The sequence below is a fragment of the Mesorhizobium sp. M1163 genome (genome assembly GCF_040318415.1).
Lineage (GTDB): Bacteria > Pseudomonadota > Alphaproteobacteria > Rhizobiales > Rhizobiaceae > Mesorhizobium.
The window spans coordinates 1-24,282 of record NZ_JAMYMF010000027.1 but is presented as its reverse complement, the minus strand read 5'-3'; the positions used below and the strand labels follow the sequence as shown (position 1 = coordinate 24,282).

19 protein-coding genes are annotated in these 24,282 nt (G+C 64.7%); 8 read left to right on the top strand and 11 right to left on the bottom strand.

Going from position 1 to position 24,282, the window contains the following annotated elements:
• The first annotated feature begins 69 nt into the window (after nt 1-69).
• The 4 genes from hrpB to nhaA all read left to right on the top strand — a co-directional run bounded on the left by hrpB (nt 70) and on the right by nhaA (nt 5,981).
• Entirely contained in the window at nt 70-2,652 is a 2,583-nt protein-coding gene (gene hrpB / locus NKH43_RS23705) for an ATP-dependent helicase HrpB (protein ID WP_352860114.1), read from the top strand.
• Between the two features lie 91 nt (nt 2,653-2,743).
• A complete protein-coding gene (locus NKH43_RS23700; RefSeq protein WP_352860113.1) occupies nt 2,744-4,069 on the top strand; it encodes an ActS/PrrB/RegB family redox-sensitive histidine kinase in 1,326 nt (441 codons plus the stop codon).
• Nucleotides 4,070-4,132: 63 nt separating this feature from the next.
• Nucleotides 4,133-4,696, top strand: coding sequence for an ActR/PrrA/RegA family redox response regulator transcription factor (locus tag NKH43_RS23695; protein ID WP_023676342.1), 564 nt, complete (start codon nt 4,133-4,135; stop codon nt 4,694-4,696).
• 91 nt (nt 4,697-4,787) lie between these two features.
• On the top strand, nt 4,788-5,981 hold the full coding sequence (nhaA, locus tag NKH43_RS23690; protein ID WP_352860112.1) for a Na+/H+ antiporter NhaA: 1,194 nt from the start codon (nt 4,788-4,790) through the stop codon (nt 5,979-5,981).
• A 49-nt stretch (nt 5,982-6,030) separates the two neighbouring features.
• Here the strand turns inward: nhaA and NKH43_RS23685 are convergent, their stop codons facing one another.
• The 7 genes from NKH43_RS23685 to NKH43_RS23655 form a co-directional block, all read right to left on the bottom strand.
• Nucleotides 6,031-7,458: a gamma-aminobutyraldehyde dehydrogenase gene (locus tag NKH43_RS23685; protein ID WP_352483988.1), complete on the bottom strand. Its 1,428-nt coding sequence runs from the start codon at nt 7,456-7,458 to the stop codon at nt 6,031-6,033.
• A gap of 25 nt (nt 7,459-7,483) precedes the next feature.
• The gene (locus tag NKH43_RS23680; RefSeq protein WP_352479858.1) at nt 7,484-8,299 is read right to left on the bottom strand and encodes an ABC transporter permease; all 816 of its coding nucleotides are present in this window, start codon (nt 8,297-8,299) and stop codon (nt 7,484-7,486) included.
• The gene (locus tag NKH43_RS23675) at nt 8,289-9,239 is read right to left on the bottom strand and encodes an ABC transporter permease (RefSeq protein ID WP_352860143.1); all 951 of its coding nucleotides are present in this window, start codon (nt 9,237-9,239) and stop codon (nt 8,289-8,291) included. The genes NKH43_RS23680 and NKH43_RS23675 overlap by 11 nt, the downstream gene beginning before the upstream one ends.
• A gap of 14 nt (nt 9,240-9,253) precedes the next feature.
• Entirely contained in the window at nt 9,254-10,252 is a 999-nt protein-coding gene (locus NKH43_RS23670; protein WP_352860111.1) for an ABC transporter ATP-binding protein, read from the bottom strand.
• A 182-nt stretch (nt 10,253-10,434) separates the two neighbouring features.
• Nucleotides 10,435-11,589 (bottom strand): ABC transporter substrate-binding protein, encoded by a 1,155-nt coding sequence (locus NKH43_RS23665; protein ID WP_352860110.1) that lies wholly within the window; start codon nt 11,587-11,589, stop codon nt 10,435-10,437.
• A 198-nt stretch (nt 11,590-11,787) separates the two neighbouring features.
• On the bottom strand, nt 11,788-12,714 hold the full coding sequence (locus NKH43_RS23660; RefSeq protein ID WP_023717947.1) for a LysR family transcriptional regulator: 927 nt from the start codon (nt 12,712-12,714) through the stop codon (nt 11,788-11,790).
• 66 nt (nt 12,715-12,780) lie between these two features.
• Nucleotides 12,781-13,557 (bottom strand): DeoR/GlpR family DNA-binding transcription regulator, encoded by a 777-nt coding sequence (locus tag NKH43_RS23655; RefSeq protein ID WP_352484001.1) that lies wholly within the window; start codon nt 13,555-13,557, stop codon nt 12,781-12,783.
• 433 nt (nt 13,558-13,990) lie between these two features.
• Here NKH43_RS23655 and NKH43_RS23650 point away from each other — a divergent pair, with 433 nt between their 5' ends.
• Together NKH43_RS23650 and NKH43_RS23645 are read left to right on the top strand one after the other, a co-directional pair.
• On the top strand, nt 13,991-14,875 hold the full coding sequence (locus tag NKH43_RS23650) for a phosphotransferase family protein (RefSeq protein WP_023717944.1): 885 nt from the start codon (nt 13,991-13,993) through the stop codon (nt 14,873-14,875).
• Entirely contained in the window at nt 14,872-17,325 is a 2,454-nt protein-coding gene (locus tag NKH43_RS23645) for a GcvT family protein (RefSeq protein WP_352860109.1), read from the top strand. Before NKH43_RS23650 ends, NKH43_RS23645 begins: the two co-directional genes overlap by 4 nt.
• Before the next feature lie 18 nt (nt 17,326-17,343).
• Here NKH43_RS23645 and NKH43_RS23640 read toward each other — a convergent pair whose 3' ends face one another.
• Nucleotides 17,344-17,976, bottom strand: coding sequence for a class I SAM-dependent DNA methyltransferase (locus NKH43_RS23640; protein WP_023717942.1), 633 nt, complete (start codon nt 17,974-17,976; stop codon nt 17,344-17,346).
• A gap of 104 nt (nt 17,977-18,080) precedes the next feature.
• Between NKH43_RS23640 and NKH43_RS23635 the strand changes: the two genes are divergently transcribed.
• A complete protein-coding gene (locus tag NKH43_RS23635) occupies nt 18,081-18,983 on the top strand; it encodes a phosphotransferase (protein ID WP_352860108.1) in 903 nt (300 codons plus the stop codon).
• On the opposite strand, the gene NKH43_RS23630 is transcribed toward NKH43_RS23635, so the two are convergent.
• The 3 genes from NKH43_RS23630 to ilvD all read right to left on the bottom strand — a co-directional run bounded on the left by NKH43_RS23630 (nt 18,980) and on the right by ilvD (nt 23,162).
• On the bottom strand, nt 18,980-19,900 hold the full coding sequence (locus tag NKH43_RS23630; protein ID WP_352860107.1) for a DMT family transporter: 921 nt from the start codon (nt 19,898-19,900) through the stop codon (nt 18,980-18,982). The two genes, NKH43_RS23635 and NKH43_RS23630, sit on opposite strands and share 4 nt — an antisense overlap.
• A gap of 114 nt (nt 19,901-20,014) precedes the next feature.
• Entirely contained in the window at nt 20,015-21,289 is a 1,275-nt protein-coding gene (locus NKH43_RS23625) for an amidohydrolase family protein (protein ID WP_352495764.1), read from the bottom strand.
• A 28-nt stretch (nt 21,290-21,317) separates the two neighbouring features.
• Complete coding sequence (gene ilvD / locus NKH43_RS23620) at nt 21,318-23,162, bottom strand: dihydroxy-acid dehydratase (protein WP_352483996.1); 1,845 nt, start codon at nt 23,160-23,162, stop codon at nt 21,318-21,320.
• Nucleotides 23,163-23,444: 282 nt separating this feature from the next.
• Between ilvD and NKH43_RS23615 the strand changes: the two genes are divergently transcribed.
• Nucleotides 23,445-23,918 carry a VOC family protein gene (locus NKH43_RS23615; RefSeq protein WP_023717939.1) on the top strand — a complete coding sequence of 158 codons (474 nt, stop codon included), beginning with the start codon at nt 23,445-23,447 and terminating at the stop codon, nt 23,916-23,918.
• The last annotated feature ends 364 nt before the right edge of the window (nt 23,919-24,282 follow it).

The window sequence follows — 24,282 nt, the reverse complement described above, 5'->3', positions numbered from 1 at the left end:
CCGAGGTTGCGCCGCGACCGCCACCGCTGATATGCGGTCGCTGCCAACTGGCTGCACATCCTTGGGACAATGACCACAAAACCTTTGCCGGACCTGCCGGTCTCCGCTGCCTTGCCGGCGCTCAATGAAGCGCTCGGCCATGGCAATAGCGCCGTGCTGGTGGCGCCGCCCGGTGCCGGCAAGACGACGCTGGTTCCACTGGCGCTGCTCGACGCCGAATGGCTCGGCGCCGGAAAAATCATTCTGCTCGAGCCGCGCCGCCTCGCCGCCCGCGCTGCCGCCCGCCGCATGGCCGAATTGCTCGGCCAAGAGCCCGGTGAAACCGTCGGCTATGCCATGCGCATGGAAAACCGCACTTCCGCAAAGACCAGGATTCTCGTCGTCACCGAAGGCGTGCTGTCCCGCATGATCCTCGACGATCCCGAGCTGCCCGGTGTCGCGGCGGTGTTGTTCGACGAGTTCCACGAACGCTCGCTCGACGGCGATTTCGGGCTGGCGCTGGCGCTCGACGTGCAAAGTGCGCTGAGGCCCGACCTCAGATTGCTGGTGATGTCGGCGACGCTCGACGGTGCGCGTGTCGCAAAATTGCTGTCCGGCGCGCCGGTGATCGAGAGCGCAGGCCGCGCCTTTCCGGTCGACATCCGCTATGACGAGCGGCCGGCCGGCGTCACCATCGAGGATGCCATGGCAAGGGCGATCCGCTCGGCGCTTGCCGGGGAGGAGGGCAGCGTGCTTGCCTTCCTGCCTGGCCAGCGCGAGATCGAGCGCACCGCCGAGCGGCTGGCGGGCAAGGTCGGCGCCGACACCGACATCGTGCCGCTCTATGGCATGCTCGACAACAAGGCGCAGGACGCAGCGATCAAGCCGGCGCCGCCCGGCCGTCGCAAGGTCGTGCTGGCGACGTCGATCGCCGAAACCTCCATCACCATCGACGGCGTGCGCGTCGTCATCGATTCCGGCCTGTCGCGGCTGCCGCGCTATGAGCCGGCCAGCGGCCTGACGCGGCTGGAGACGGTGCGTGCTTCCCGCGCTTCCGCCGACCAGCGCGCCGGCCGGGCCGGGCGCACACAGCCGGGCGTCGCTATCCGGCTGTGGCGGGCCGAGCAGACAGCGGCACTGCCGGCCTTCACGCCACCGGAAATCCTCGAAGCCGATCTCTCCGGCCTGTTGCTCGATTGCGCGGCGTTCGGCGTTGCCGATCCGACGAGCCTGTCCTTCCTCGACCCCCCGCCGGCTCCGGCGCTCAACGAGGCAAGGGCGCTGCTGCGCGCGCTCGATGCCGTCGATGCGGCAGGGCGCTTGACGGAGGCCGGTGCCGCGATGCGCAAGCTGGCTCTGCCGGTCCGGCTCGCCCACATGGTCGCCGAGGCGGCAAGGACCGGCCAGGCGCTCGAGGCGGCGATGCTGGCCATGCTGCTCACCGAGCGCGGCCTTGGCGGCGATGGTGCCGATCTCGAACGGCGGCTGATGCGCTTTCATGCCGAAAGATCGCCGCGTGCCACCGCTGCCCGGCAGCTGGCCGAGAGGTTGGCAAAGCAGGCTTCACCCTCCCCCTCGACGGGAGGGTCGGCGAGCGAGCCGAGCGCAGCGAGACGAGGGAGACGCGGCGGGGTCGCCGATGGCGTGCCCGAACCGACCCCACCCCGGTCCGCTACGCGGATCGACCCTCCCCTCAAGGGAGAGGGCAGCACCGCCGGCGCTCTCCTCATCCATGCCTGGCCGGACCGGGTCGCTAAAGCGCGCGGCGAGCGTGGCCGCTTCGTGCTTGCCAACGGCTCCGGCGTCATGCTCGACGCCTCCGACCCGCTGGCCGGCGAGACCTGGCTCGTCGTCGCCGATCTGCAGGGTAAGGCGCAGAACGCCCGCATCACCGCGGCGGCGGCGCTCGACGAGGCCGACATCCGCACCGCGCTGGCGGAAAAGATCGAGACTCGCCGCGAGGTGAGCTTCGACCGCGATAGGCGCGCGGTGCGGGTGCGCGAAACGGTTCGGCTCGGCGCCATCACGTTGTCCGAACGCATGCTGCCGGCGCCGACCGGTGCCGACGCAGACAGCGCCATTCTCGACGCCTTGCGCGAACACGGCCTGTCGCTGCTGTCGTGGAGCAGGGAAGCGGAGACGTTGCGGCAGCGGCTCGGCTGGCTGCATCGCGGCCTCGGTGCGCCATGGCCCGATGTCTCCGATGCGGCGCTCGTCGAGCGCCTCGACGACTGGCTGCTGCCGTTCCTTTCCGGTGCCGCATCCTTTGCCGCGATCGATCCCAGCGTGCTTTCGCAAGGCCTGATGACGCTGGTACCGCACGAATTGCAGCGCAAGATCGACACATTGGCGCCGACCCATTTCGACGCGCCGTCGGGCAGTCGGCTGCCGATCCGCTATGACGGCGAATGGCCGGTGCTGGCGATCCGCGTACAGGAGCTGTTCGGCCTCGACCGGCATCCCGCGATCGCCAACGGCACTGTGCCGCTGACGCTCGAATTGCTGTCACCGGCGCACCGGCCGATCCAGACGACGCGCGACCTGCCCGGCTTCTGGCGCGGCTCCTGGGCCGATGTGAGGACAGACATGCGCGGCCGTTATCCCAGGCATGTCTGGCCGGAGAACCCGCTTCTCGCCGCCGCCACGAGCCGCGCCAAACCGCGCGGTACCTAATGATTCCCGGACTGTTATCCCGAACGGAAGGCCAGCTTCGGCGCTTTTTCGGAAAAGACCTCCGGCTGTTTCCCCTCTATAATCATTGGCCATGATAAACATCCTGCACGCACCCGACTTCCAGCAAAGCCAGCGGCTGCGCCTCAACACGCTGATCAGGTTGCGCTGGCTTGCCATCGTCGGCCAGAGCCTGACCGTGCTTGTCGTCGCTTACGGGCTGAAATTTCCGCTGCCGGTCAGCATGTGTTTTGCGCTGATCGCTTGTTCGGCCTGGATGAACCTTTTGCTGACCTTCCGCTATCCGGCGGCGCATCGGCTTACCCCGCTCTCGGCCTTTGCCATCCTGACCTTCGACAGCCTGCAGCTTGCCGGCCTGCTCTACATGACCGGCGGCCTCACCAATCCGTTTTCGCTGCTGATGACCGTGCCCGTCGTCGTCTCGGCGACGTCGCTGCCGCTGCGGCTGACCGCCATGCTCGGCGCGCTGGTGATCGTGGCGGCGACGCTGCTGGTCTTTTACCACCTGCCGCTGCCTTGGCATGAGGGCGCACCATTGGCGATGCCGTTCATCTATGTCGCCGGCATGTGGATGGCGGTGTTCTGCTCCATCGCCTTTACCGCGATCTATGCCTTCCGGGTGGCCGAGGAGGCGCGGCTGCTTGCCAACGCGCTTGCCGCCACCGAACTGGTGCTGCAGCGAGAGCAGCATCTCTCAGCCCTCGACGGCCTCGCCGCGGCCGCCGCGCACGAGCTCGGCACGCCGCTCGCCACGATCACGCTTGTCGCCAAGGAGATGGAGAAGGCGCTTGGCCAAGATCCCAAATACGGCGAGGACGTGAAGCTGCTGCGTTCGCAGAGCGAGCGCTGCCGCGAAATCCTAAAGCGCCTGACCAGCCTTTCCTCCGAGAGCGAGGTGCACCTCTCGCGCCTGCCGCTGACCTCACTGGTCGAGGAGGTGACGGCGCCGCACCGCGATTTCGGCATTTCGATCAAGCTTCGGCCGGGCGAGCGCATCGGCCCGGAACCGGTGGGCCGGCGCAATCCCGGCGTCATTTACGGCCTCGGCAATCTGGTCGAGAACGCCGTCGACTTCGCTCGCAAGAACGTCACTGTACGCTGGAGCTGGAACGAGGCCGCCGTCAGCTTCTCGATCATCGACGACGGGCCGGGCTTTCCGCCGGAGATCATCGACCGCATCGGCGAACCTTATATGTCGACGCGACAAGGCACCGAAGCCGGCGGCGGCCTCGGCCTTGGCTTATTCATCGCCAAGACCTTGCTCGAACGCTCCGGGGCGACGCTCGATTTCCGCAATTCGAGCGAGCCCGGCGAGGGCGCTATCGTGCAGATATCGTGGCCGCGCAGCGTCTTCCTCAATCCCGAGCAGGCTTCGGCCACCATGTTCGACACGGCCTAAATTGGACAATAGCGTCGCGAAACTATATTTGCGTAAAAATCAGGCAGCAGGATTTTCAGCACGATGAGTACTGACGAAACGATTGGCGCAATGGTCGAAGGCGAGGACACCTCGCTGCTGATCGTCGACGACGACAAGCCGTTCCTGACGCGGCTTGCCCGCGCCATGGAAACCAGGGGTTTCGTGGTCGAGACGGCCGAGAGCGTCGAGGAGGCGGTTGCCAAGGCGCGCGCCAATCCGCCTGCCTACGCGGTGGTCGACATGCGGCTGGCCGACGGCAACGGCCTCGACGTCGTCGCCGCGATCCGCGAGAAGCGCGACGATGCCCGCGCCATCATCCTCACTGGCTACGGCAACATCGCCACCGCGGTGACGGCGGTGAAGCTCGGCGCTATCGACTATCTGTCGAAGCCGGCCGACGCCGACGACATCTTTGCAGCCCTGACCCGCACGGCGGGCGAACGCGCAGCACCGCCCGAAAATCCGATGTCGGCCGACCGGGTACGCTGGGAGCACATCCAGCGCGTCTATGAAATGTGCGACCGCAACGTCTCGGAAACCGCGCGCCGGCTGAACATGCATCGCCGCACGCTGCAGCGTATCCTCGCCAAGCGCGCGCCGCGCTAAAAGGCTCTGACTGCAGGCTTGCCCGGCCAGCGCTGTTTGCGCATCATCGCTTGGCGGTGTCGGACCTTGCCGCTGATACGACGGAGGCGACATGCAGGACGAAAAGCGGCTGGTCTCCATGCTGCGCGAATTCCTCGACAGCGAGGCGGCCGGCGGACTCATCCTGATGGCTGCGGCGGCCCTGGCCTTGATCGTCGCCAATTCGCCGCTGAGCGAGGCTTATTTCTCCGCCCTCCACGCCTATCTCGGACCGCTCAGCGTCTCGCACTGGATCAATGACGGCCTGATGGCGGTGTTCTTCCTGCTGGTCGGCCTCGAGATCAAGCGCGAGATGCTCGACGGCCAGCTCTCGACTTGGCCGCGCCGCGTGCTGCCCGGCATCGCCGCCGCCGGCGGCATGGCGGTGCCGGCACTGGTCTACGTCGCCATCAACCGCAACGATCCGGCCGCTCTGTCCGGCTGGGCGATCCCGACCGCCACCGATATCGCCTTTGCGCTCGGAGTGCTGTCGCTGCTCGGCAGCCGCGTGCCGGGCTCGCTGAAGATATTCCTCACCGCGCTCGCCATCATCGACGATCTCGGCGCCGTGCTCATCATTGCGGTGTTCTATACCAGCGGCCTGTCGCTCGCCTATCTCGGCGCCGCCTTCTCGGTCATCGCGCTGCTGGTGGTGCTCAACCGCATGCGGGTGCTGACGTTGCTGCCGTACGTCTTGCTCGGCATCGTTCTGTGGGTTTTGGTGCTCAAATCGGGCGTCCATGCGACGCTTGCCGGCGTCGCGCTGGCCCTCACCATTCCATTGAAGATATCGCTGGGCAGCGGCCACGATCTCGACCATTCGCCGCTGCACCGGCTCGAACACGGCCTGCACAAAGTCGTCGCCTTTTTCGTCATTCCGATTTTCGGCTTTGCCAACGCCGGCGTCTCGCTCGGCGGTCTCAGCGCTGCCGCCCTGGCCGAGCCGCTGACGCTCGGCGTCGCCGCCGGCCTCGTCGCCGGCAAGCTGGTCGGCGTGTTCGGGTCTTCTGCGCTTGCCATCCGGCTCGGCTTCGCCGATCTGCCGGTCAATGCCGGCTGGCTGCACATGATCGGCATTTCGCTGCTCTGCGGCATCGGCTTCACCATGAGCCTGTTCATCGGCCTGCTCGCCTTCGCCAGCGACGTCGCTCTGCAGGACGCGGTCAAGGTCGGCATCCTCGCCGGCTCCTTCATCGCCGCGCTCCTCGGCGCCACCGTGCTGCTGGTGGCGCCGGCGGCGGACGGGACGGACGAGGCGGAAGAATAGTCGCGCCGCCACTTCCGGCCTTCAGGCCACCTTCTCCCGCATCTGGACCCTACCCGTGCGCAATCATGACGTGGCGGACGGCTGTATAATCCTCCAGCGCATAGAGCGACATGTCCTTGCCGTAGCCGGATTGTTTCAACCCGCCATGCGGCATCTCGTTTGTCAGCATGAAGTGGGTGTTGATCCAGGTGCAGCCATATTGCAGGCGGGCGGCCGTCGCCATGGCGCGCGAAACGTCCTTGGTCCACACCGATGACGCCAGGCCATAGTCAGAGTCATTGGCCCAGTTCACCGCCTCGTCGACTTCGGAAAAACGGGTGACCGAGACCACCGGGCCGAACACTTCGCGGCGCACGATCTCGTCTTCCTGCAGCGCGCCGGCGACGACGGTCGGCTGGTAGAAGAAGCCGGAGCCCTCGCCCGGCTTGCCGCCCGTGGTGATCTCGATGTGCTTGAGCTCAGACGCGCGCTCGACGAAGCTCGAGACGCGATCACGCTGGCGACGCGAAATCAGCGGGCCGATCTCGTTCTCGGTATCGTCGGGGCGATCATACTTGATGGTCGAGACCGCAGCGGAGAGGTCGGCGACAAGCTTGTCGTAGATCTTCTTGCCGGCATAGATGCGGCAGGCGGCGGTGCAGTCCTGGCCGGCATTGTAATAGCCGAAGGCGCGCAGACCGTTGACCACTGCACCGAGATCGGCGTCGTCGAAGACGATGACGGGCGCCTTGCCACCGAGCTCGAGATGTGTGCGCTTGACCGATTTGGCGGCGGCCTGCAGCACCTTCTTGCCAGTGGCGACGTCGCCGGTGATCGAGATCATGTTGACCTTCGGGTGGTTGATCAGCGTGTTGCCGACACTGTCGCCGCGGCCGAGCACGACGTTGACGACGCCTTCCGGCAGGATCTCGGCAAGGATTTTCGCCAGCTTCAGCGCGGTCAGCGGCGTCTGTTCCGACGGCTTGAAGACGACGGTGTTGCCGCCGGCAATCGCCGGCGCCAGCTTCCAGGCCATCATCATCAGCGGATAGTTCCACGGCGCAATCGACGCGACAACGCCGATGGCGTCGCGGCGGACCATCGAGGTGTGGCCGGGAATGTATTCGCCGGCGACCTGGCCGGGCATCGAGCGGACCGCACCGGCAAAGAAGCGATAGCAGTCGACGATCGCCGGGATCTCGTCATTAAGCACGGCATTGATCGGCTTGCCGCAGTTCAGCGCCTCGAGCGCCGCGAAATCCTGTGCCGCGGCCTCGATGCGATCGGCGATCTTCAGGAGATAGCCGGCGCGCTGCGCCGGCGTTGTGCGGGACCAGGTGACGAAGGCTTTTTCGGCGGCAAGCACCGCCGCCTCGATCTGCGCCGGGCTGGCCTCGGGCAGATTGAGGATGCTCGCCCCGGTCTTCGGGTTGAGGATCGGTTCCTCGGTCTCGGTGCCTTTTTCGAATTTCGAGCCGATCAGCATCTGCGTGTCCATGGAAGTCTCTCCCTTATGAACGAGATCATTTGCCCGAACCGGCGATCTGGTCGCCGTCGCGGGTCAGGTAATAGGCAGCGAGGATGGGAAGCAGCGTCACCAGCACCACCACCATGGCCACGACATTGGTGACCGGACGCTGGCGCGGACGGATCAACTCTTCGAGCATCCAGATCGGCACCGTCTGCTGCTGGCCGGCGGTGAAGGTGGTGACGATGACCTCGTCGAAGGACAGCGCAAAGGCAAGCATGCCGCCGGCCAGCAGCGCGGTTGCGATGTTGGGCAGCACGACATGCCGAAAGGTCTGGAAACCGTCGGCGCCGAGATCCATCGACGCCTCGATCATCGAGCCGGACGTGCGGCGGAAACGGGCGACCGCATTGTTGTAGACGACGACCACGCAGAAGGTGGCGTGGCCGAGCACGATCGTCCAGAACGAGAACGGGATTTCGGCCAGCGCGAACGCCGAGCGCAGCGCGATGCCGGTGATGATGCCGGGCAGCGCGATCGGCAGGATCACCAGCAGCGAGATGGTTTCGCGGCCGAAGAATTTTGTTCGGGACACGGCCGCGGCGCACAGCGTGCCGAGGACTAGCGCGATGGCGGTCGAGATCGCCGCGACCCGCACCGACAGCGACAGCGCCTGCCAGACGTCCGGCCGGTTCCAGGTGACGGCGAACCATTGCGTGGTCAGGCCCGGTGGTGGCCAGACGAAGCTCTTCTCCTCGGTGGTGAAGGCATAGACGAAGATCAGCAGGATCGGCAGGTGCAGGAAGAGCAGGCCGCCGGTGGCAGCGAGCTTCAGGCCGATCGGCGCGGATGGGCCACGGTCAGAGCGCATCGAAAGCCCCCATGCGCTTGGCGCCCCAGAGGTAGAAGCCCATGATGACGATGGGCACCACGGTAAAGGCGGCGGCGAGCGGGATGTTGCCGGCGGTGCCTTGCTGCGAATAGACGGCCTGGCCGATGAACAGCCGCGACGTGCCGATGATCTGCGGGATGATGTAGTCGCCGAGCGTCAGCGAGAAGGTGAAGATCGAGCCGGCGACGATGCCGGGCAGCGCCAGCGGGAACAGCACGTTGCGGAAGGTCTGGCCGGGTGACGCACCGAGATCGGAAGAAGCCTCGACCAGATTGCCCGGCACGCGCTCGAGGGCCGCCTGCACCGGCAGGATCATGAACGGCAGCCAGACATAGACAAAGACGATGAAGGTGCCGGTGGACGATACCGACAGCGAGTTGCCGCCGACGATCGGCAGCGATAGCCAGGCATCAAGCAGCCACAGAAGATGCAATTTGGCCAGCAGCCACGTCAGGATGCCTTCCTTGGCGAGGATCAGCTTCCAGGCATAGATCTTGACCAGGTAGCTCGACCACAGCGGCAGCATGACGCCGAGATAAAACAACGCCTTCCAACGGCCGCGCGCATAGCGCGCCGCGTAATAGGCGATGGGAAAGGCAATGACCGCCGACGCAAACGTCACCAGCGCCGCCATCGTCACCGTGCGCAGGATGATGTCGAGATTGGCGGCCTGCAGCAGGTCGCCATAAGTCTTCAGCGTGAACTCGCGGTTGATGAGGCCGGAGAACTCGTCGATCGAGAAGAAGCTCTGCAAAAGCAGCGCGAACAGCGAGCCGATATAGACGATGCCGAGCCAAAGAACCGGCGGCAGCAGCATCAGGAGCAGCAAGAATTGCGGCCGGCGCCAGAAGAGATCCGACAGCGCGCCGCGCAGGCCGCCGCTTCCCGGCAGGATGGCGGGGGTCGTGGCCCGCGGCATGGCGGCGTCCAGGCTCATCCCAACTCGTCCATCAGATGCAAATGCTCGCGGTTGAAGGTGAGCACCACCGCCTCGCCTTCCCGGGGCAAGGCAGCACCCGCCGGCACGATGGCATGCAGCCGCAAGCCTTCGGCATCGAGCGCCAGTCTTATCGTCGCGCCGAGATAGTTGGTCGACACCAGGCGAGCCGCAACGCCGTCGCCCTTGGCCGCCCGGCCGATGCGAATGGATTCAGGGCGCAGGCTGCCCCAGCGATGCTGGCCGGCATAGCGCTGGACGAAATCCGGCGGCAGTACGTTGGACGAGCCGACGAAATCGGCGACGAAGCGGGTCTTGGGGCGCTGGTAGATGTCTTCCGGCGTGCCGATCTGCATGATCTTGCCGTCGTTGAAGACGGCGACGCGATCGGCCATCGACAGCGCCTCCCCCTGGTCATGGGTGACGAACACGAAGGTGATGCCGAGCGCCTTCTGCAGTGATTTCAACTCCTCCTGCATGTTCTCGCGAAGCTTGAGGTCGAGCGCGCCGAGCGGCTCGTCGAGCAACAGCACCTTGGGCTGGTTGACCAGCGCACGGGCGAGCGCGACGCGCTGGCGCTGGCCGCCGGAAAGCTGGCCAGGGCGACGCGCGCCGTAGCCGGGAAGCCGCACCAGCGCCAGCGCCTCTTCCGCCGCCTTTTGCCGCTCCAGTCTGCCGACGCCCTTGACCATCAGCCCATAGGCGACGTTGTCGAGCACGTTGAGATGCGGGAACAGCGCATAATCCTGGAACACGGTGTTGACGTTGCGGCGATAGGGCGGCACGCCCTCGGCGCGTTCGCCGAAGATCGAGATCGAGCCCGCCGTCGGCTGCTCGAACCCGGCGATGAGGCGCAGGCACGTCGTCTTGCCCGAGCCGGAAGGCCCGAGCATGGCGAAGAACTCGCCCGGCACGATGTCGAGATCGACCGCGTCGACGGCACGCACGCTGCCGAAATGGCGGGAGACTTTTTGGAAAGAAACGGCGGAAGTCATGGGTTGTCCTGATCTGTCAGGCTCATCAAATTCAGGGTAGCGCTGCCCCTCATCCGCCTGCCGGCACCTTCTCCCGTAGTGGACGGGGAGAAGGGAGGCGCTCCAACGCTGGCGACCCCCCGTTCTTCACGGGGAGAGGGTAAGGGTGAGGGGCAGCGCCGAGCTTAGTAAGTGAGACGAACTCACCGTCCGCCGATGACGCCGATATAGTCCGACACCCAGCGGTAATAGGGCACGCACTGGTCGTTCTGGGTGGCGCATTTCGAGACCGGCGTCTTCCAGAACTTGATCTTGTCGAAATTGTCGTAGCCGTTGGTCTTGCAGCCCTCTTGGCCGAGCAGTTCGTTGCCCTTGCAGGCGGCGGGCACCACCGGCAGCGAGCCGAACCAGGCGGAGACGTCGCCCTGCACTTTCGGCGACAGCGAATGCTCAATCCACATGTAGGCGCAGTTCGGGTGGGCCGCATCGGCCTCCATCATGGTGGTGTCGGCCCAGCCGGTGACGCCCTCCTCGGGAATGGTCGAGGCGACCGGCTTCTTGGCCGCGATCAGCGTGTTGACCTGATAGGGCCATGAACCGGAGGCGACGACGCCTTCGTTCTGGAAATCGTCGACCTGGATGGCAGCGTCATGCCAGTAGCGTCCGACCAGCGTACGCTGGACGCGCAGCAGGTCGAGCGCAGCCTTGTACTGGTCCTCAGTCAGTTCGTACGGATCCTTGATGCCGAGCTCCGGCTTGTGGGCCATCAGGTAGTTGGCGGCATCAGCAATGTGGATCGGCCCGTCATAGGCCTGGACGCGGCCCTTGTTCGACTTGCCGTCGGGTAGCTTCATTTCCTCGAACACGATGTTCCAGCTCTTCGGCGCCTCCTTGAACACTTCGGTGTTGTACATAAGCACATTCGGCCCCCATTGGTACGGCACGCCGTAATGGACACCGCCGACGGTGAACCAGGGCGCATCCTTCAGCCGGTCGTCGACCGTCTTCCAGCTCGGGATGAGGTCGGTGTTGATCGGCTGGACGCGCTTGCCCGCAACCAGGCGCAGCGAGGCGTCGCCCGAGGCAGTGACAAGGTCGAAACCGCCTTCGTTCATCAACGAAACCATCTCGTCGGAGGTGTTGGCGGTCTTGACGTTGACCTTGCAGCCGGTTTCCTTCTCGAACGAGGTGACCCAATCATAGCCCTTGTCGGTTTCGCCGCGCTCGATATAGCCCGGCCAGGCGACGATATTGACCTCGCCTTCACCCTTGCCCAGCTCCTTGACCTGGGCGATGGCCTGGCCGGAGAAGGTCAGCGCGACCGTCAAGGCAGTGCATGATTTCAGCAATGAATTCATCGTCGATCTCCCATTTTGCATGACCTCGAAACCGGTTTCGGTTTTCGGAAAAGGTCATGCGCCCGTTCAAACGTTGGATGCGCGGCTCTAAGGGGCCGTGCTCCTGCGGCAGCTTTGTTCCCTGGCTCAAAAGTGCTGCGAAATTTCCGGTTTCGCAAATTCATTTATCAGAAAGTCGATATCGGTTTTTCCGATACATCACCGGCCGATCTTCTCGGGCCGTTGGCGCACCATGCGCTGCGACTGGGCAAGTCCGATGAAGTCGCGCGCCGCCTGCGGCAGGCCGGAGCCGCGCCGCCAGACCATGCCGACCTGGACGACCGGCAACGATCCCGAAATATCGCGCGATTCGATGCGGTCGCCTTCCAGCGACCATGGCCGGTAGACGAGGTCCGGCAGCAGCGCCACGCCGGCGCCGGTGGCGACGAGACTGCGCACCGCTTCGACCGAGCGGGTGCGGAATGCGACGTGCGGTTTGGCGCCGATCGCCGTCAGCAGCTTTCCGGTATTCTCCTCGATCTCGTCGACGGTCAGCATGATCAGCGGTTCCGAGGCGATATCGCCGATACCGATGATGTCGGCACCGGCCAACGGATGGCCGAGCGGCAGCCACAGCCGGTAGGCCGAGACTTCGAGGATTTCGGACTGCAGCGCGGTGCGGTCGCGCAGGTTCGAGGTGACCATGACCGCAATGTCGAGCTTGCCGCCGATCAACAGGTGCTCGAGATAGTCGCCATTGTCCTCGATCGCCGAGACCTCGACACCCGGATAGGCGCGGCGGTAGCGGGCAAGAAGATCGGACAGCACATAGCCGGCGACCAGCGAGGTGACGCCAAGTTGCAGCCGCCCGCTTGCCGCGATCTGTTCGCCGAAGAAGGCGCGGCGCGCATCGGAAACGTCGGCAAGGATCTTCCTCGCATGGCGCAGGAACTGGTGGCCCTTGTGGGTGATGTTCAGCCCGCGCGGGTGGCGCTCGAACAGCTCGACGCCGAGATCGTGCTCCAGCTCCTTGATCGCCTCGGTGACCGAGGATTGCGAGATCGACAGATTCTGGGCGGCGCCCGACACCGTGCCTTGCTCGGCGACGGCGATGAAGAACTGCAATTGGCGGATGGTGAAAGCCATGGCCGGACTAAACACGGCAGAGGCGGCGCTGGGAAGTGGGTGCTGGTGCCGTTCTCCCGATAGAGCTCAGTCCTCGCTTCCGCCATCCGCAATGCTGAGCCGCGCGCCGGCCTGGGCAAGGGCGGCGGCGATGTCATGCGGCGGCAGACGGTCGGTCGCGAGTTCGGAAAAGCCGTCGAAGCCGCAGACCTGAACCAGACCCTGCCGGCCGAATTTGCTGTGGTCGGTGACGACAAGCGAACGCTGGCCGCGCGACAGCACCATGCGGGCGAACTCAGCCTCTTCGAGGTCATAGTCCATGACACCCGTGATGGCATCGACCGCGCCGGTCGAAATCACCGCGTGGCTGACGGAGAAGCGGCTGACGAATTCGATGGCTGAGACGCCGAAAGCAGCACCGGAATCGCTGCGCAGCTCGCCGCCGGCCATATAGACCTTGTTGCCGTTGACGGTGGCCAGCGTGCGGGCGATGTCGGAGGAATTGGTGACGACCGTCAGCCGCCGGTGGCCGAGCAGCTCGCGGGCCAGGAAGCTCGTGGTCGTGCCGGTGTCGAGCATGATCGACTCGCCGTCGCGGATGGTGGCAGCGACCATGCGGGCAATTGCCCGCTTGGCATCGGCGTTCTCACGCATGCGCCGCTCGAACGGCGCTTCGCCGGCAATCGACGGCAGGCCGACGGCGCCATGCATCTTGAGGATGGAACCATCGCTGGTCAGTGGCTTGACATCGCGGCGTACCGTCTCCAGCGAGACGCCCAGCCGGTCAGCCAGGCTGGCAATGGTGACGGTGCCTTCCTCCTTGAGGAGGCGCAGGATTTCGCCATGCCGCTTCGAGTGGCCCATCGGTTCCAACCGGTCGAATTGTTGCACCATTGACCGTTTCTACGGCATAAATGCCACTTACTCCAAGATATTTCGCAAAATTCGGGCAAAAAAGCAGAAAACACCACAATTGCGTTGACAACGTCTCCAGCCTGGCGCGACATTATCGCTGTGACAGGCTCGGAACGGAGGCCGACGGCTGAGCCGCACGAAAAATTGCTTGCCTGAACGCCTGGGAAATCCTCGGGTGCGAGGGAACCGAAAATTAGGATCCGCGGGGGCGGATGCCGGCGTCGAAGAACCCGGCACAAAGGGGCTCGTCGGTGCGGTGCGGGATACCGATCCCGAGATCTGCACCGACGAGATCTTCGCGTTGCCTCCATTCCTCCGTCCGATCGTCATCGCTGGCCAGCCATGACATGCGTGGAAAATTGACCCAATGTTGGACGAGATCGTGACTGTCGAAGACCGCATCCGCGCGCTGCCTTGCTGGACCGGCAGCATCGACATTGCGCCGCTGCCGGGCGGGTTGAGCAATGCCAATTACCTGGTCAAGGACGCGGCCGGGCGGCACGTCGTGCGCATCGGGCAGGACTATCCGTTCCACCATGTCTTTCGCGAGCGCGAGATGATGACCGCGCGGGCAGCACACGCGGCAGGCTTCGCTCCGGCCGTCCGCTACACCGGACCCGGCGTCATGGTGACGGAGTATCTCGGCGCCAAGGCCTATGTCGCGCAAGACGTGCGCGCCGATCTCGGCCGCGTCGCCGCGTTGCTGCGCGGTTTCCACCGGGAGATGCCCGGTCATGTCTCCGGCGCCGGCTTCATGTTCTGGGTATTCCACGTCATTCGCGACTATGCGCGCACGCTGGAGGAAGGCGGCAGCCGCAAGCTGGGCGAATTGCCACGCCTGCTGACGCTGGCGGACGAGCTCGAGCGCGCGCAAAAACTGCTGCCGATCGTCTTCGGCCACAACGATCTTCTGCCGGCTAACATAATCGATGACGGTCACAGGCTATGGCTCATCGATTTCGAATATGCCGGCTTCAACACCGCGATGTTCGACCTTGCCGGCGCGGCTTCCAATGCCGGCATGAGCGACGAGGAATCCTTCGCCTTCCTGACCGCCTACTTCATGAAGGAGCCGGACGAAGCGATACGGCGCTCGCACGCCGCCATGCAATGCGCGTCGCTGCTGCGCGAGGCGATGTGGGGCATGGTTTCCGAGCTCTACCTCGATGCGCCCGGCGTCGACTACGCCGCCTACGCCGACGAAAACCTGGCGCGGCTCGAAGCCGCCCTGGAAAACTACAGGACAAAATACGGGATGCGGCCATGACCTTGCCCGCCCACGCCGGCATCGTCGTCATCGGCGGTGGCATCATCGGCTGTTCGACGGCCTATCATCTGGCGCGCGACCACAAGGCCGAAATCGTGCTGCTCGAACAGGGCAAGCTGACCTCGGGCTCGACCTGGCATGCTGCCGGGCTGGTCGGCCAGCTGCGCTCGTCGGCGTCGATCACGCGGGTGCTCAAATATTCGGTCGATCTCTACAAAGGGCTGCAAGCCGAAACCGGCCTTGCCACCGGCTGGAAGATGACCGGCTGCCTGCGGCTTGCCACCAATGCCGACCGCTGGACCGAGTATAAGCGGCTGGCAACGACGGCAAAGAGCTTCGGCATGGACATGCATCTGCTGTCGCCGACCGAGGTCAAGGAAATGTGGCCGCTGCTGGAAACCGGCGACCTCGTCGGCGCTTCTTGGCTGCCCAGCGACGGTCAGGCAAGCCCTTCCGACATCACCCAGTCGCTGGCCAAGGGCGCGCGCATGCACGGCGCAAAATTGTTCGAGGAGGTGCGGGTCACCGGCTTCGAAATGAGAGACGGCCGCATCACCGCGGTGAAGACCAGCAAGGGCGATATCGCCTGCGACAAGGTGGTGAACTGCGCCGGGCAATGGGCGCGGCAGGTGGGTGCGCTCGCCGGCATAAACGTGCCGCTGCAGCCGGTGAAGCACCAGTACATCATCACCGGGAGGATCGACGGCTTGGCGGCCGATGCGCCGACGATTCGCGACCCCGATCGCCGCACCTATTTCAAGGAGGAGGTCGGCGGGCTGGTGATGGGCGGCTACGAGCCGAACCCGCAGGCCTGGACGACCGGTCTGCCGGGCGGCGATGTGCCGGACGATTGGGAGTTCCGGCTGTTCGACGATGATTACGATCATTTCGAGCAGCATATGAGCCAAGCGATCGCGCGTGTCCCGGCGCTCGCCAATGTCGGCGTCAAGCAGATGATCAACGGTCCGGAGAGCTTTACGCCGGACGGCAATTTCATCCTCGGCGTGGCGCCGGAATGCCCCAATATGTTCGTCGGCGCCGGCTTCAATGCCTTCGGCATCGCGTCCGGCGGCGGCGCAGGCTGGGTGCTGGCGCAATGGGTCGTCGATGGCGAGGCGCCGCTCGATCTGTGGGTGGTCGACATCCGCCGCTTCTCCGACCTGCACTGCGACCGGCAATGGGTCGGCGACCGCACGCTGGAAGCCTATGGCAAGCACTACACGATCGGCTTCCCGCATGAGGAATATGTCACCGGCCGGCCGTGCATCGTCTCGCCTTTATACGAGCGGCTGCAAAAACATCGCGCCGTGTTCGGCTCGAAACTCGGCTGGGAGCGGCCGAACTGGTTCGCGCCGGAAGGCATCGAGCCGAAGGACGTCTATTCGATGGGCCGGCAGAACTGGTTTTCACCCGTCGGCGACGAGCACCGCCACGTGCGCGAAAAGATCGGCATTTTCGACCAGTCGTCTTTCGCCAAATACGAAATGACCGGCGCCGACGCGCTGAAGGCGCTGGACTGGATCTGCGCCAACGACGTCGCCAAGCCGGTCGGCCGGCTGACCTACACGCAGCTCCTCAACACGCGCGGCGGCATCGAGGCCGATTTGACCGTGGCGAGGCTCGATGAGGAGAAATTCTACATCGTCACCGGCACCGGTTTCCGCACGCATGATTTCTCCTGGATTGCCGATCATATCGGCAGCGAGTTCGACGTGACGCTGACCGACGTCACCGAGGAGTTCGGCACATTGTCGCTGATGGGGCCGCGCGCCCGCGACGTGCTGTCAGCGGTGACCGATGCCGACGTCTCGAACGCCGCCTTTCCGTTCGGCCATGTTCGCGAGATCGCCATTGCCGGCCACGTCATTCGGGCACTGCGCGTCACCTATGTCGGCGAGCTCGGCTGGGAGCTGCATGCGCCGATCGCGGCGACGGGCGAGGTTTTCGACGCGCTGATGACGGCGGGCGCTGTCCACGACATTCGCCCGGTCGGCTATCGGGCGCTGGAATCGCTGCGGCTGGAAAAAGGTTACCGCGCCTGGGGCGCCGATATCACGCCCAACGACACGCCGCAGGAGGCCGGCCTCGGCTGGGCGGTGAAGCTCAGGAAGAACACCGATTTCCTCGGCCGGCGGGCGCTTGAAAAGCTCGACGGCGCGGCGCTCAGGAAACGTTTTGCCGGCTTCACAGTCGATGATCCGGATATCGTGCTGCTCGGGCGTGAGACCATCCTGCGCAATGGCGAGGCCGTCGGTTATCTCACCAGCGGCGGCTATGGCTACACCGTCGGCAAGAACATCGGCTACGGCTATGTGCGCAATGCCGATGGCGTCAGCGATGATTTCCTCACCTGCGGCGATTACGAGCTGGTGGTGGCGATGGAACGGACGCCGGCTAAGATCCACCTCGAGCCGCTTTACGATCCGGCGGGAGCAAAGGTGAAGGCCTAGAGCCTTCCGGTTTCAGCCTCAGTTCACGATGAGCACCAAACCTCGGCTGGGCACCGTATCGGCCTCGCCTGGCATCGAGACATAGGGCGGCGTCTCCTCGGCGCGGGTGACGGTGCCTTGCGCCTCGAGCTCGGCGATCCGCGCGGCAAAACCCGCATCCCACAGCGTGTTCTTCACCGTCAGCACGATCACCCCGCCCGGCCGGCAGATGCGGATCAGCTCGTCCAGACCCTCGGCCCCGACATGGCCGGACGTGAAGACGCCGGCTGAGATGATCCCGGCATAGGCATCGTCCACGAAAGGCAGCGGCGCGCCAAGCGCCAGGCAGTGAAGGGCCGAATAGACGCCTTTGCGCGCGGCTTGCGCCAGCATGCCTTCCGAAATGTCGAGCGCCTCGACCTGCGGATAACCGGTGATGGCAAGCCATTCGCCGATGAGCCCGGTGCCTGCGCCAGCATCGAGGAGAGGAGCGGCGCCGCGCGGCAGATGGCGGGCCAGCAAGGCAAGGCAGATGGTCGGATGGCGATAGCCGGCCGCCGACATGTCGGCGTCATAGGTGCCGGCCCAGCTGTCGTAGAGCGCCGCGACGTCTTCCGGTCGCTTCGCCGCATAGGCTGCGGCGAGCGCGCTCTGCTGTTTGCTGTCCGTCATCGCTTTCCGTCGCCTGGTATCGATCTGCGACGCGATCATAGCCAAACGGCGAAAACTGTGGAACCGTCGTCGCGACAATAAAGACGGGAAAAGGAGCGAAAGCCATGGCGGACGACCAGGCACGCGCCGCACTTGCGGCCATTCCGATGCTGGCCGGTTATGACGGCCCGCTGGAACGGCTCGGCGGCCTGACCAACCTCGTCTTCAGGGGTAAGGATTTCTGCCTGCGTATCCCCGGCAAGGGTACCGAGGAATACATCAACCGCGCCAACGAGACAGTGGCGGCGCGGGAAGCGGCGAAGGCCGGCGTCAGCCCGGAAGTGCTGCATGTCGATGCCGAGACCGGCGTGCTGCTGACCCGCTTCATCGCCGGCGCCGAGACGATGTCGCCGGAAAAATTCAAGACCCGACCGGGCAGCCCGGCACGCGCCGGCAAGGCCTTTCGCAAACTGCACACATCCGGCGCGGTGTTCCCCTTCCGCTTCGAGCTGTTTGCGATGATCGACGATTATCTGAAAGTGCTGTCGACCAAGGACGTCGCCCTGCCTGCCGGCTACCACGATGTGGTCCGCGAAGCGGAAACCGTGCGCTCGGCACTTGCGGCTCATCCTCTGCCGATCGTCGCCTGCCACTGCGACCCGCTCTGCGAAAACTTTCTCGATACGGGCGACAGGATGTGGATCGTCGATTGGGAATATTCCGGGATGAACGATCCGCTCTGGGACCTCGGCGACCTCAGCGTCGAAGGGCAATTCGACGCCGCGCAGGAGGAGGAGATGACGCTGGCCTATTTCGGCGGTGAGCCGACACCGGCGGAGCGCGGTCGCATCGTCATCTACAAGGCGATGTGCGACCTGTTGTGGACGCTGTGGGGCTTGATCCAGCTTGCCAACGGCAATCCGGTCGACGATTTCCGCGCCTACGCCGACGGCCGCTTCGCGCGCTGCAAGGCACTGATAGAGACGCCGGAATTTTCCCGGCATCTCGCGGCGGTGCGCCAGGGTTAGTTCACACCCTTCGGCACGTTTTCGGGCGGCACCGTGTCGACCACCTTCTGGCGGTGGAAGATGAACAGGCCGGCCAGCACGACAATGACCGAGCCGACCAGGATGCGTGGCCCAGGCACATCGCCGAAGAAGGCCGAGCCGAAGACCACTGCCCACAACAGCAGGCTGTAATGCAGCGGCGCCAAGGTCGAGGCAGGCGCAAGCTTCAATGCCCTGGTGATCATCAGATGCGCGCCGCAGGAGACAATGCCCAGAAGCAGCATGGCGCCGAAATCGAGCGAGGACGGCGTCTTCCAACTGCCGATGGTCAACGCAGCGCCGACCAGCAGCGTGCCGATGGTTTGCCAGGTGACCAGCGAGGTGTCGCTGGTGCCGCGCAGTCGCCGGTTGAGGATGATGGCGAAGGCAAAGGAAATGCTGCCGGCGAGCGCGAACATCGACGACAGCGAGAACGCCGCCGAAGACGGCTTCAGCATGATCAGCACGCCGCAGAAACCGACCAGAATAGCCGCCCAGCGGCGCCAGCCGACCCTTTCGCCAAGCAAGAAGTGCGACAGCGCCGCCACATAGATCGGCCCGGCCATGTAGAAGCTCATCACGTCGGCGAGCGGCAGATAGACGACCGCCGCGTAGAACAGCGCCGTGTCGAGCGTCGTCATCACTACGCGCAGCAGCTGCAGCTCCGGCCGCTCCATGCGAAACAGCTTGGCCGCACCCTGATGTGCAATCATCGGCCCGAGTATGAAAAAGGCGCCGATCGAGCGGCTCAGCACGACCTGGCCGACGGAAAAACTGGCGACCAGCCACTTGCCCATCGCGTCGTTCAACGCAAACAGGAAATCGCCGGCGAGCATCAGCAGGATGCCGGCCAGCAGCACGTTCCTGATCGTCGAGTTCTGGGCTGCGCGCTGCGCCATTCCGTTACCGGTTCCTCGCCGTGGCTACGGTGACCCGCGTCGTAGTCGCTAGCAGCGGCCGTGACGAGGCGAAAATCGAGAATTCGGTAAGACCAGCGCCGGAAATCGGCTGGTCTAAGCGTGGCGCCGATTCACGGTGCCCGGCCTTCCGGCGATCGAAAGCCGCGTGTCCTGCCGGCTCCGCTCGGCCACCACCTTGCCTTTGGCAATGACGCAGAGCCGCTCGGGGCGCAGGCGCAGCGCCTCGAGCGGGTTGCCGGCATCGAGAACGACCAGGCTGGCGCGCTTGCCGACGGCCAGGCCAAGGTGGTCGAGACCCATGATGGCGGCATTGACGTTGGTGACCATGTCGAAACAGCGCGCCATCTCGGCTGGGCTCGACATCTGCGCGACATGCAGGCCCATGAAGGCGACGTCGAGCATGTCTGCGGTGCCCAGCGAATACCAGGGGTCGAGCACGCAATCCTGGCCCCAGCCGACGCGGATCCCGTGCGCCAGCATTTCCTTGACCCGCGTCAAGCCGCGGCGCTTAGGAAAGGTGTCGTGGCGGCCCTGCAGCATGATGTTGATCAGCGGATTGGGGATCGCCGAAACGCCGGCCTCGGCGATCAGCGGCAACAGCTTCGAGACGTAGTAATTATCCATCGAATGCATCGAGGTGAGGTGCGAGCCGGCCACTCTGCCCTGCAATCCAAGCCGCTGCGTCTCATAGGCAAGCTGCTCGACGTGGCGCGACAGCGGATCGTCGGTCTCGTCGCAATGCAGGTCGACCATCAGGCCGCGCTCGGCCGCGATCTCGCAGAGCTCGGTGACGGAGCGCGTACCGTCGGCCATGGTGCGCTCGAAATGCGGGATGCCGCCGACGACATCGACGCCCATGTCGAGCGCGCGGGTGGTGTTGTCGCGCGCCGTCGGCGAGCGGTAAAACCCGTCCTGCGGGAAGGCGACCAATTGCAGGTCGATATACGGCGCAACCGTCTTCTTCACGTCGAGCAGCGCTTCCACCGCCAGCAGGCGATCGTCGCAGACATCGACATGGGTGCGGATGGCGAGCAGGCCCATCGACACCGCCCAGTCGCAATAGGCAAGCGCACGGTCGCGCACCGCCTCGTGGGTCAGAAGCGGCTTCAGCTCGCCCCACAGCGAAATGCCTTCGAGCAACGTGCCCGAGACATTGATGCGGGGAATGCCGAGCGAAAGCGTGGCGTCCATATGGAAATGCGGATCGACGAAAGGCGGCGAGACCAGATTGCCATGGGCATCGATCGCCGTGCCGGCGCTGATGTTGAGCTCGGGCTCGATCGCCGCGATCGTCTCGCCGACGATGCCGATATCGGCGATCCTGCCGTCGGGCAGCGTCCCGCCGCGCACCACAAGGTCGAAATCCATTTATCGCCACCTCGTTGAAGAATGATGCCTATTCCGGCACGTACCGCACCGCACCCTTGGCAGCACTGGTTGCCATTGCCGCATAGGCGCGCAAGGCCGTCGTTACCTTGCGCTTGCGCTTTTCCTCGGGCTTCCAAGCGGCTGTTCCCTTCGCCTCCATCGCCGCGCGACGGGCGATGAGTTCCGCGTCGTCGACAGCCAGCCGGATGGTGCGGTTGGGGATGTCGATCTCGATCGTGTCGCCTTCCCTGACCAGCCCGATCAGCCCGCCTTCCGCCGCTTCCGGCGAGACGTGGCCGATCGACAGGCCGGAGGTGCCGCCGGAAAAACGCCCATCGGTGATCAGTGCGCAGGCTTTGCCGAGACCCTTCGATTTAAGATAGCTGGTCGGATAGAGCATTTCCTGCATGCCGGGGCCGCCGCGCGGCCCTTCATAGCGGATGACGACGACATCGCCGGCCTTGACCTCGTTCGACAGGATCGCCTTGACGCTGGCGTCCTGGCTTTCGAACACTCTTGCCGGACCGGTGAATTTCAGGATCGATTCATCGACGCCGGCAGTCTTCACAATGCAGCCGTCGAATGCGAGATTGCCTTTCAGCACGGCGAGGCCACCATCCCTTGAGAAAGGATGTTCGGCCGAGCGGATGACACCTTTCTCGCGGTCGAGATCGAGATCATCCCAGCGGCGGTCCTGGCTGAACGCGACTTGCGTCGGCACGCCGCCGGGTGCCGCCAGGAAGAAATCGCGGACATTCTGGCTGGTGGTGCGCGAGATATCCCAGTGGTCGAGCGCTTCGCCGAGGCTCGCGGTGTGCACCGTCGGCAGGTCGCGGTTGATCAGCCCGGCGCTATCCAGCTGGCCGAGGATCGCCATGATGCCGCCGGCGCGGTGGACATCCTCCATGTGGACGTCGGCCTTGGCCGGAGCCACCTTGCAAAGCACCGGTACCCGCCGCGACAGCCGGTCGATGTCCTCCATGGTGAAGTCGACCTCGCCCTCATGTGCTGCGGCAAGGATGTGCAGCACGGTGTTGGTCGAACCGCCCATGGCGATGTCGAGCGTCATGGCGTTCTCGAAGGCGCCCTTCGAGGCGATGCTGCGCGGCAGCGCGGTGTCGTCGTCCTGCTCGTAATAGCGCTGGGCGAGATCCACGATCAGATGGCCGGCCTCGACGAACAGGCGCTTGCGGTCGGCGTGCGTCGCCAACGTCGAGCCGTTGCCGGGTAGCGAGAGGCCGAGCGCCTCGGTCAGGCAGTTCATCGAATTGGCGGTGAACATGCCCGAGCACGAGCCGCAGGTCGGGCAGGCCGAGCGCTCGATGATCTTGACGTCCTCGTCGGAGATCTTGTCGTCGGCGGCGGCGACCATGGCGTCGACTAGGTCGAGCGCCTGGCTCTTGCCGGCGAGCACCACCTTGCCGGCCTCCATCGGTCCGCCGGAGACGAAGACAGTCGGGATGTTGAGGCGCAGCGACGCCATCAGCATGCCCGGCGTGATCTTGTCGCAATTCGAGATGCAGACCATGGCGTCTGCGCAATGCGCGTTGACCATGTATTCGACGGAATCGGCGATCAATTCGCGCGACGGCAGCGAATACAGCATGCCGTCATGGCCCATGGCGATGCCGTCGTCGACGGCGATGGTGTTGAATTCTTTGGCGACGCCGCCGGCCTTCTCGATCTCGCGGGCAACCAGCTGGCCGAGGTCCTTGAGATGGACGTGGCCCGGCACGAACTGGGTGAAGGAATTGACCACGGCGATGATCGGCTTGCCGAAATCCGAATCCTTCATCCCGGTGGCGCGCCACAGGCCGCGGGCGCCGGCCATGTTGCGGCCATGGGTGGTGGTGCGGGAACGGTAGGCGGGCATTGAACTGTCCTTGCTGTCTGCGTCGCACCCAAAGGTGCGGAAAACCGGAATTGAGCCGCAGGCCTTATAGACGCCACGCTCTGGTCTGGCCACAATTTTGCGCTGCGTCAGGTAGCGGAACGAACGGCCAGCCAAAGACGCAGCCGGTCCAGACCGCAAAAAAGTCAGAGGTGCTGTCGGATCGTGTTTTGCTCGAGCGTCCTTGGGCAGACGGCAGGAGCGGGGCATCAATCACCAACCGGCCGTTTCGAAAGCAAACAAACCAGCCCGAGGAGCAAGAGAATGCAAAAGATCACCACCTGCCTGTGGTTCGACGACCAAGCCGAGGAGGCCATGAACCACTACGTTTCCATCTTCAAGAATTCGAAGGTGCTGAGCGTGATGCGCTGGCCCAAGGGCAGCGGCGATCGTGAGGGCAAGGTGCTGATGGTCTCATTCGAGCTCGACGGCGTTCCGTTCCAGGCCCTCAACGGCGGCCCGCAATTCAAGTTCACCGAGGCGGTCTCGCTCTCCATCGACTGCAAGACGCAGGAAGAGGTCGACTATTTCTGGGACAGGCTCATCGCGGGCGGTGGCGAGCCCAGCCAGTGCAGCTGGCTGAAGGACAAATTCGGCCTCTCCTGGCAGGTCGTTCCCGAGCAGCTGCCCAAACTGCTGTTGGACCCCGACAGGGAAAAGGCCGGCCGCGTGATGCAGGCGATGATGCAGATGACCAAGATCGACGTCGCCAAGATCGAAGAGGCGGCCAAGGCGTGAACGAACGCGATCCACCTTCTCCCCCTTGAGGGACCCTGTAAGGGGAGAAGGTGGATCGGCGCAAGGCGCCGAGACGGTTGAGGGGTGTTGGACGGAATGAGACGTTGGTGTTTCCTGGAACACCCCTCATCCGTCGCCTTCGGCGACACCTTCTCCCACAAGGGACCTGTTGCGCAGTCATGAGCAAAAGCTTGCGGCGGCGGGGTTGCGGCGGTTGTTGGCTTGTTTGCGGGGGATTTGGCGTCTTGTTTGGGGTTTCAGGCGGTCGTCCGACCCTGCATGGGCGGAACTCAGGCGCACCTATCCCGCGATAGCGGCCCATCGGCGCATGTTGAAGGCGATCGCCGCCATCGTCACCTGGGCG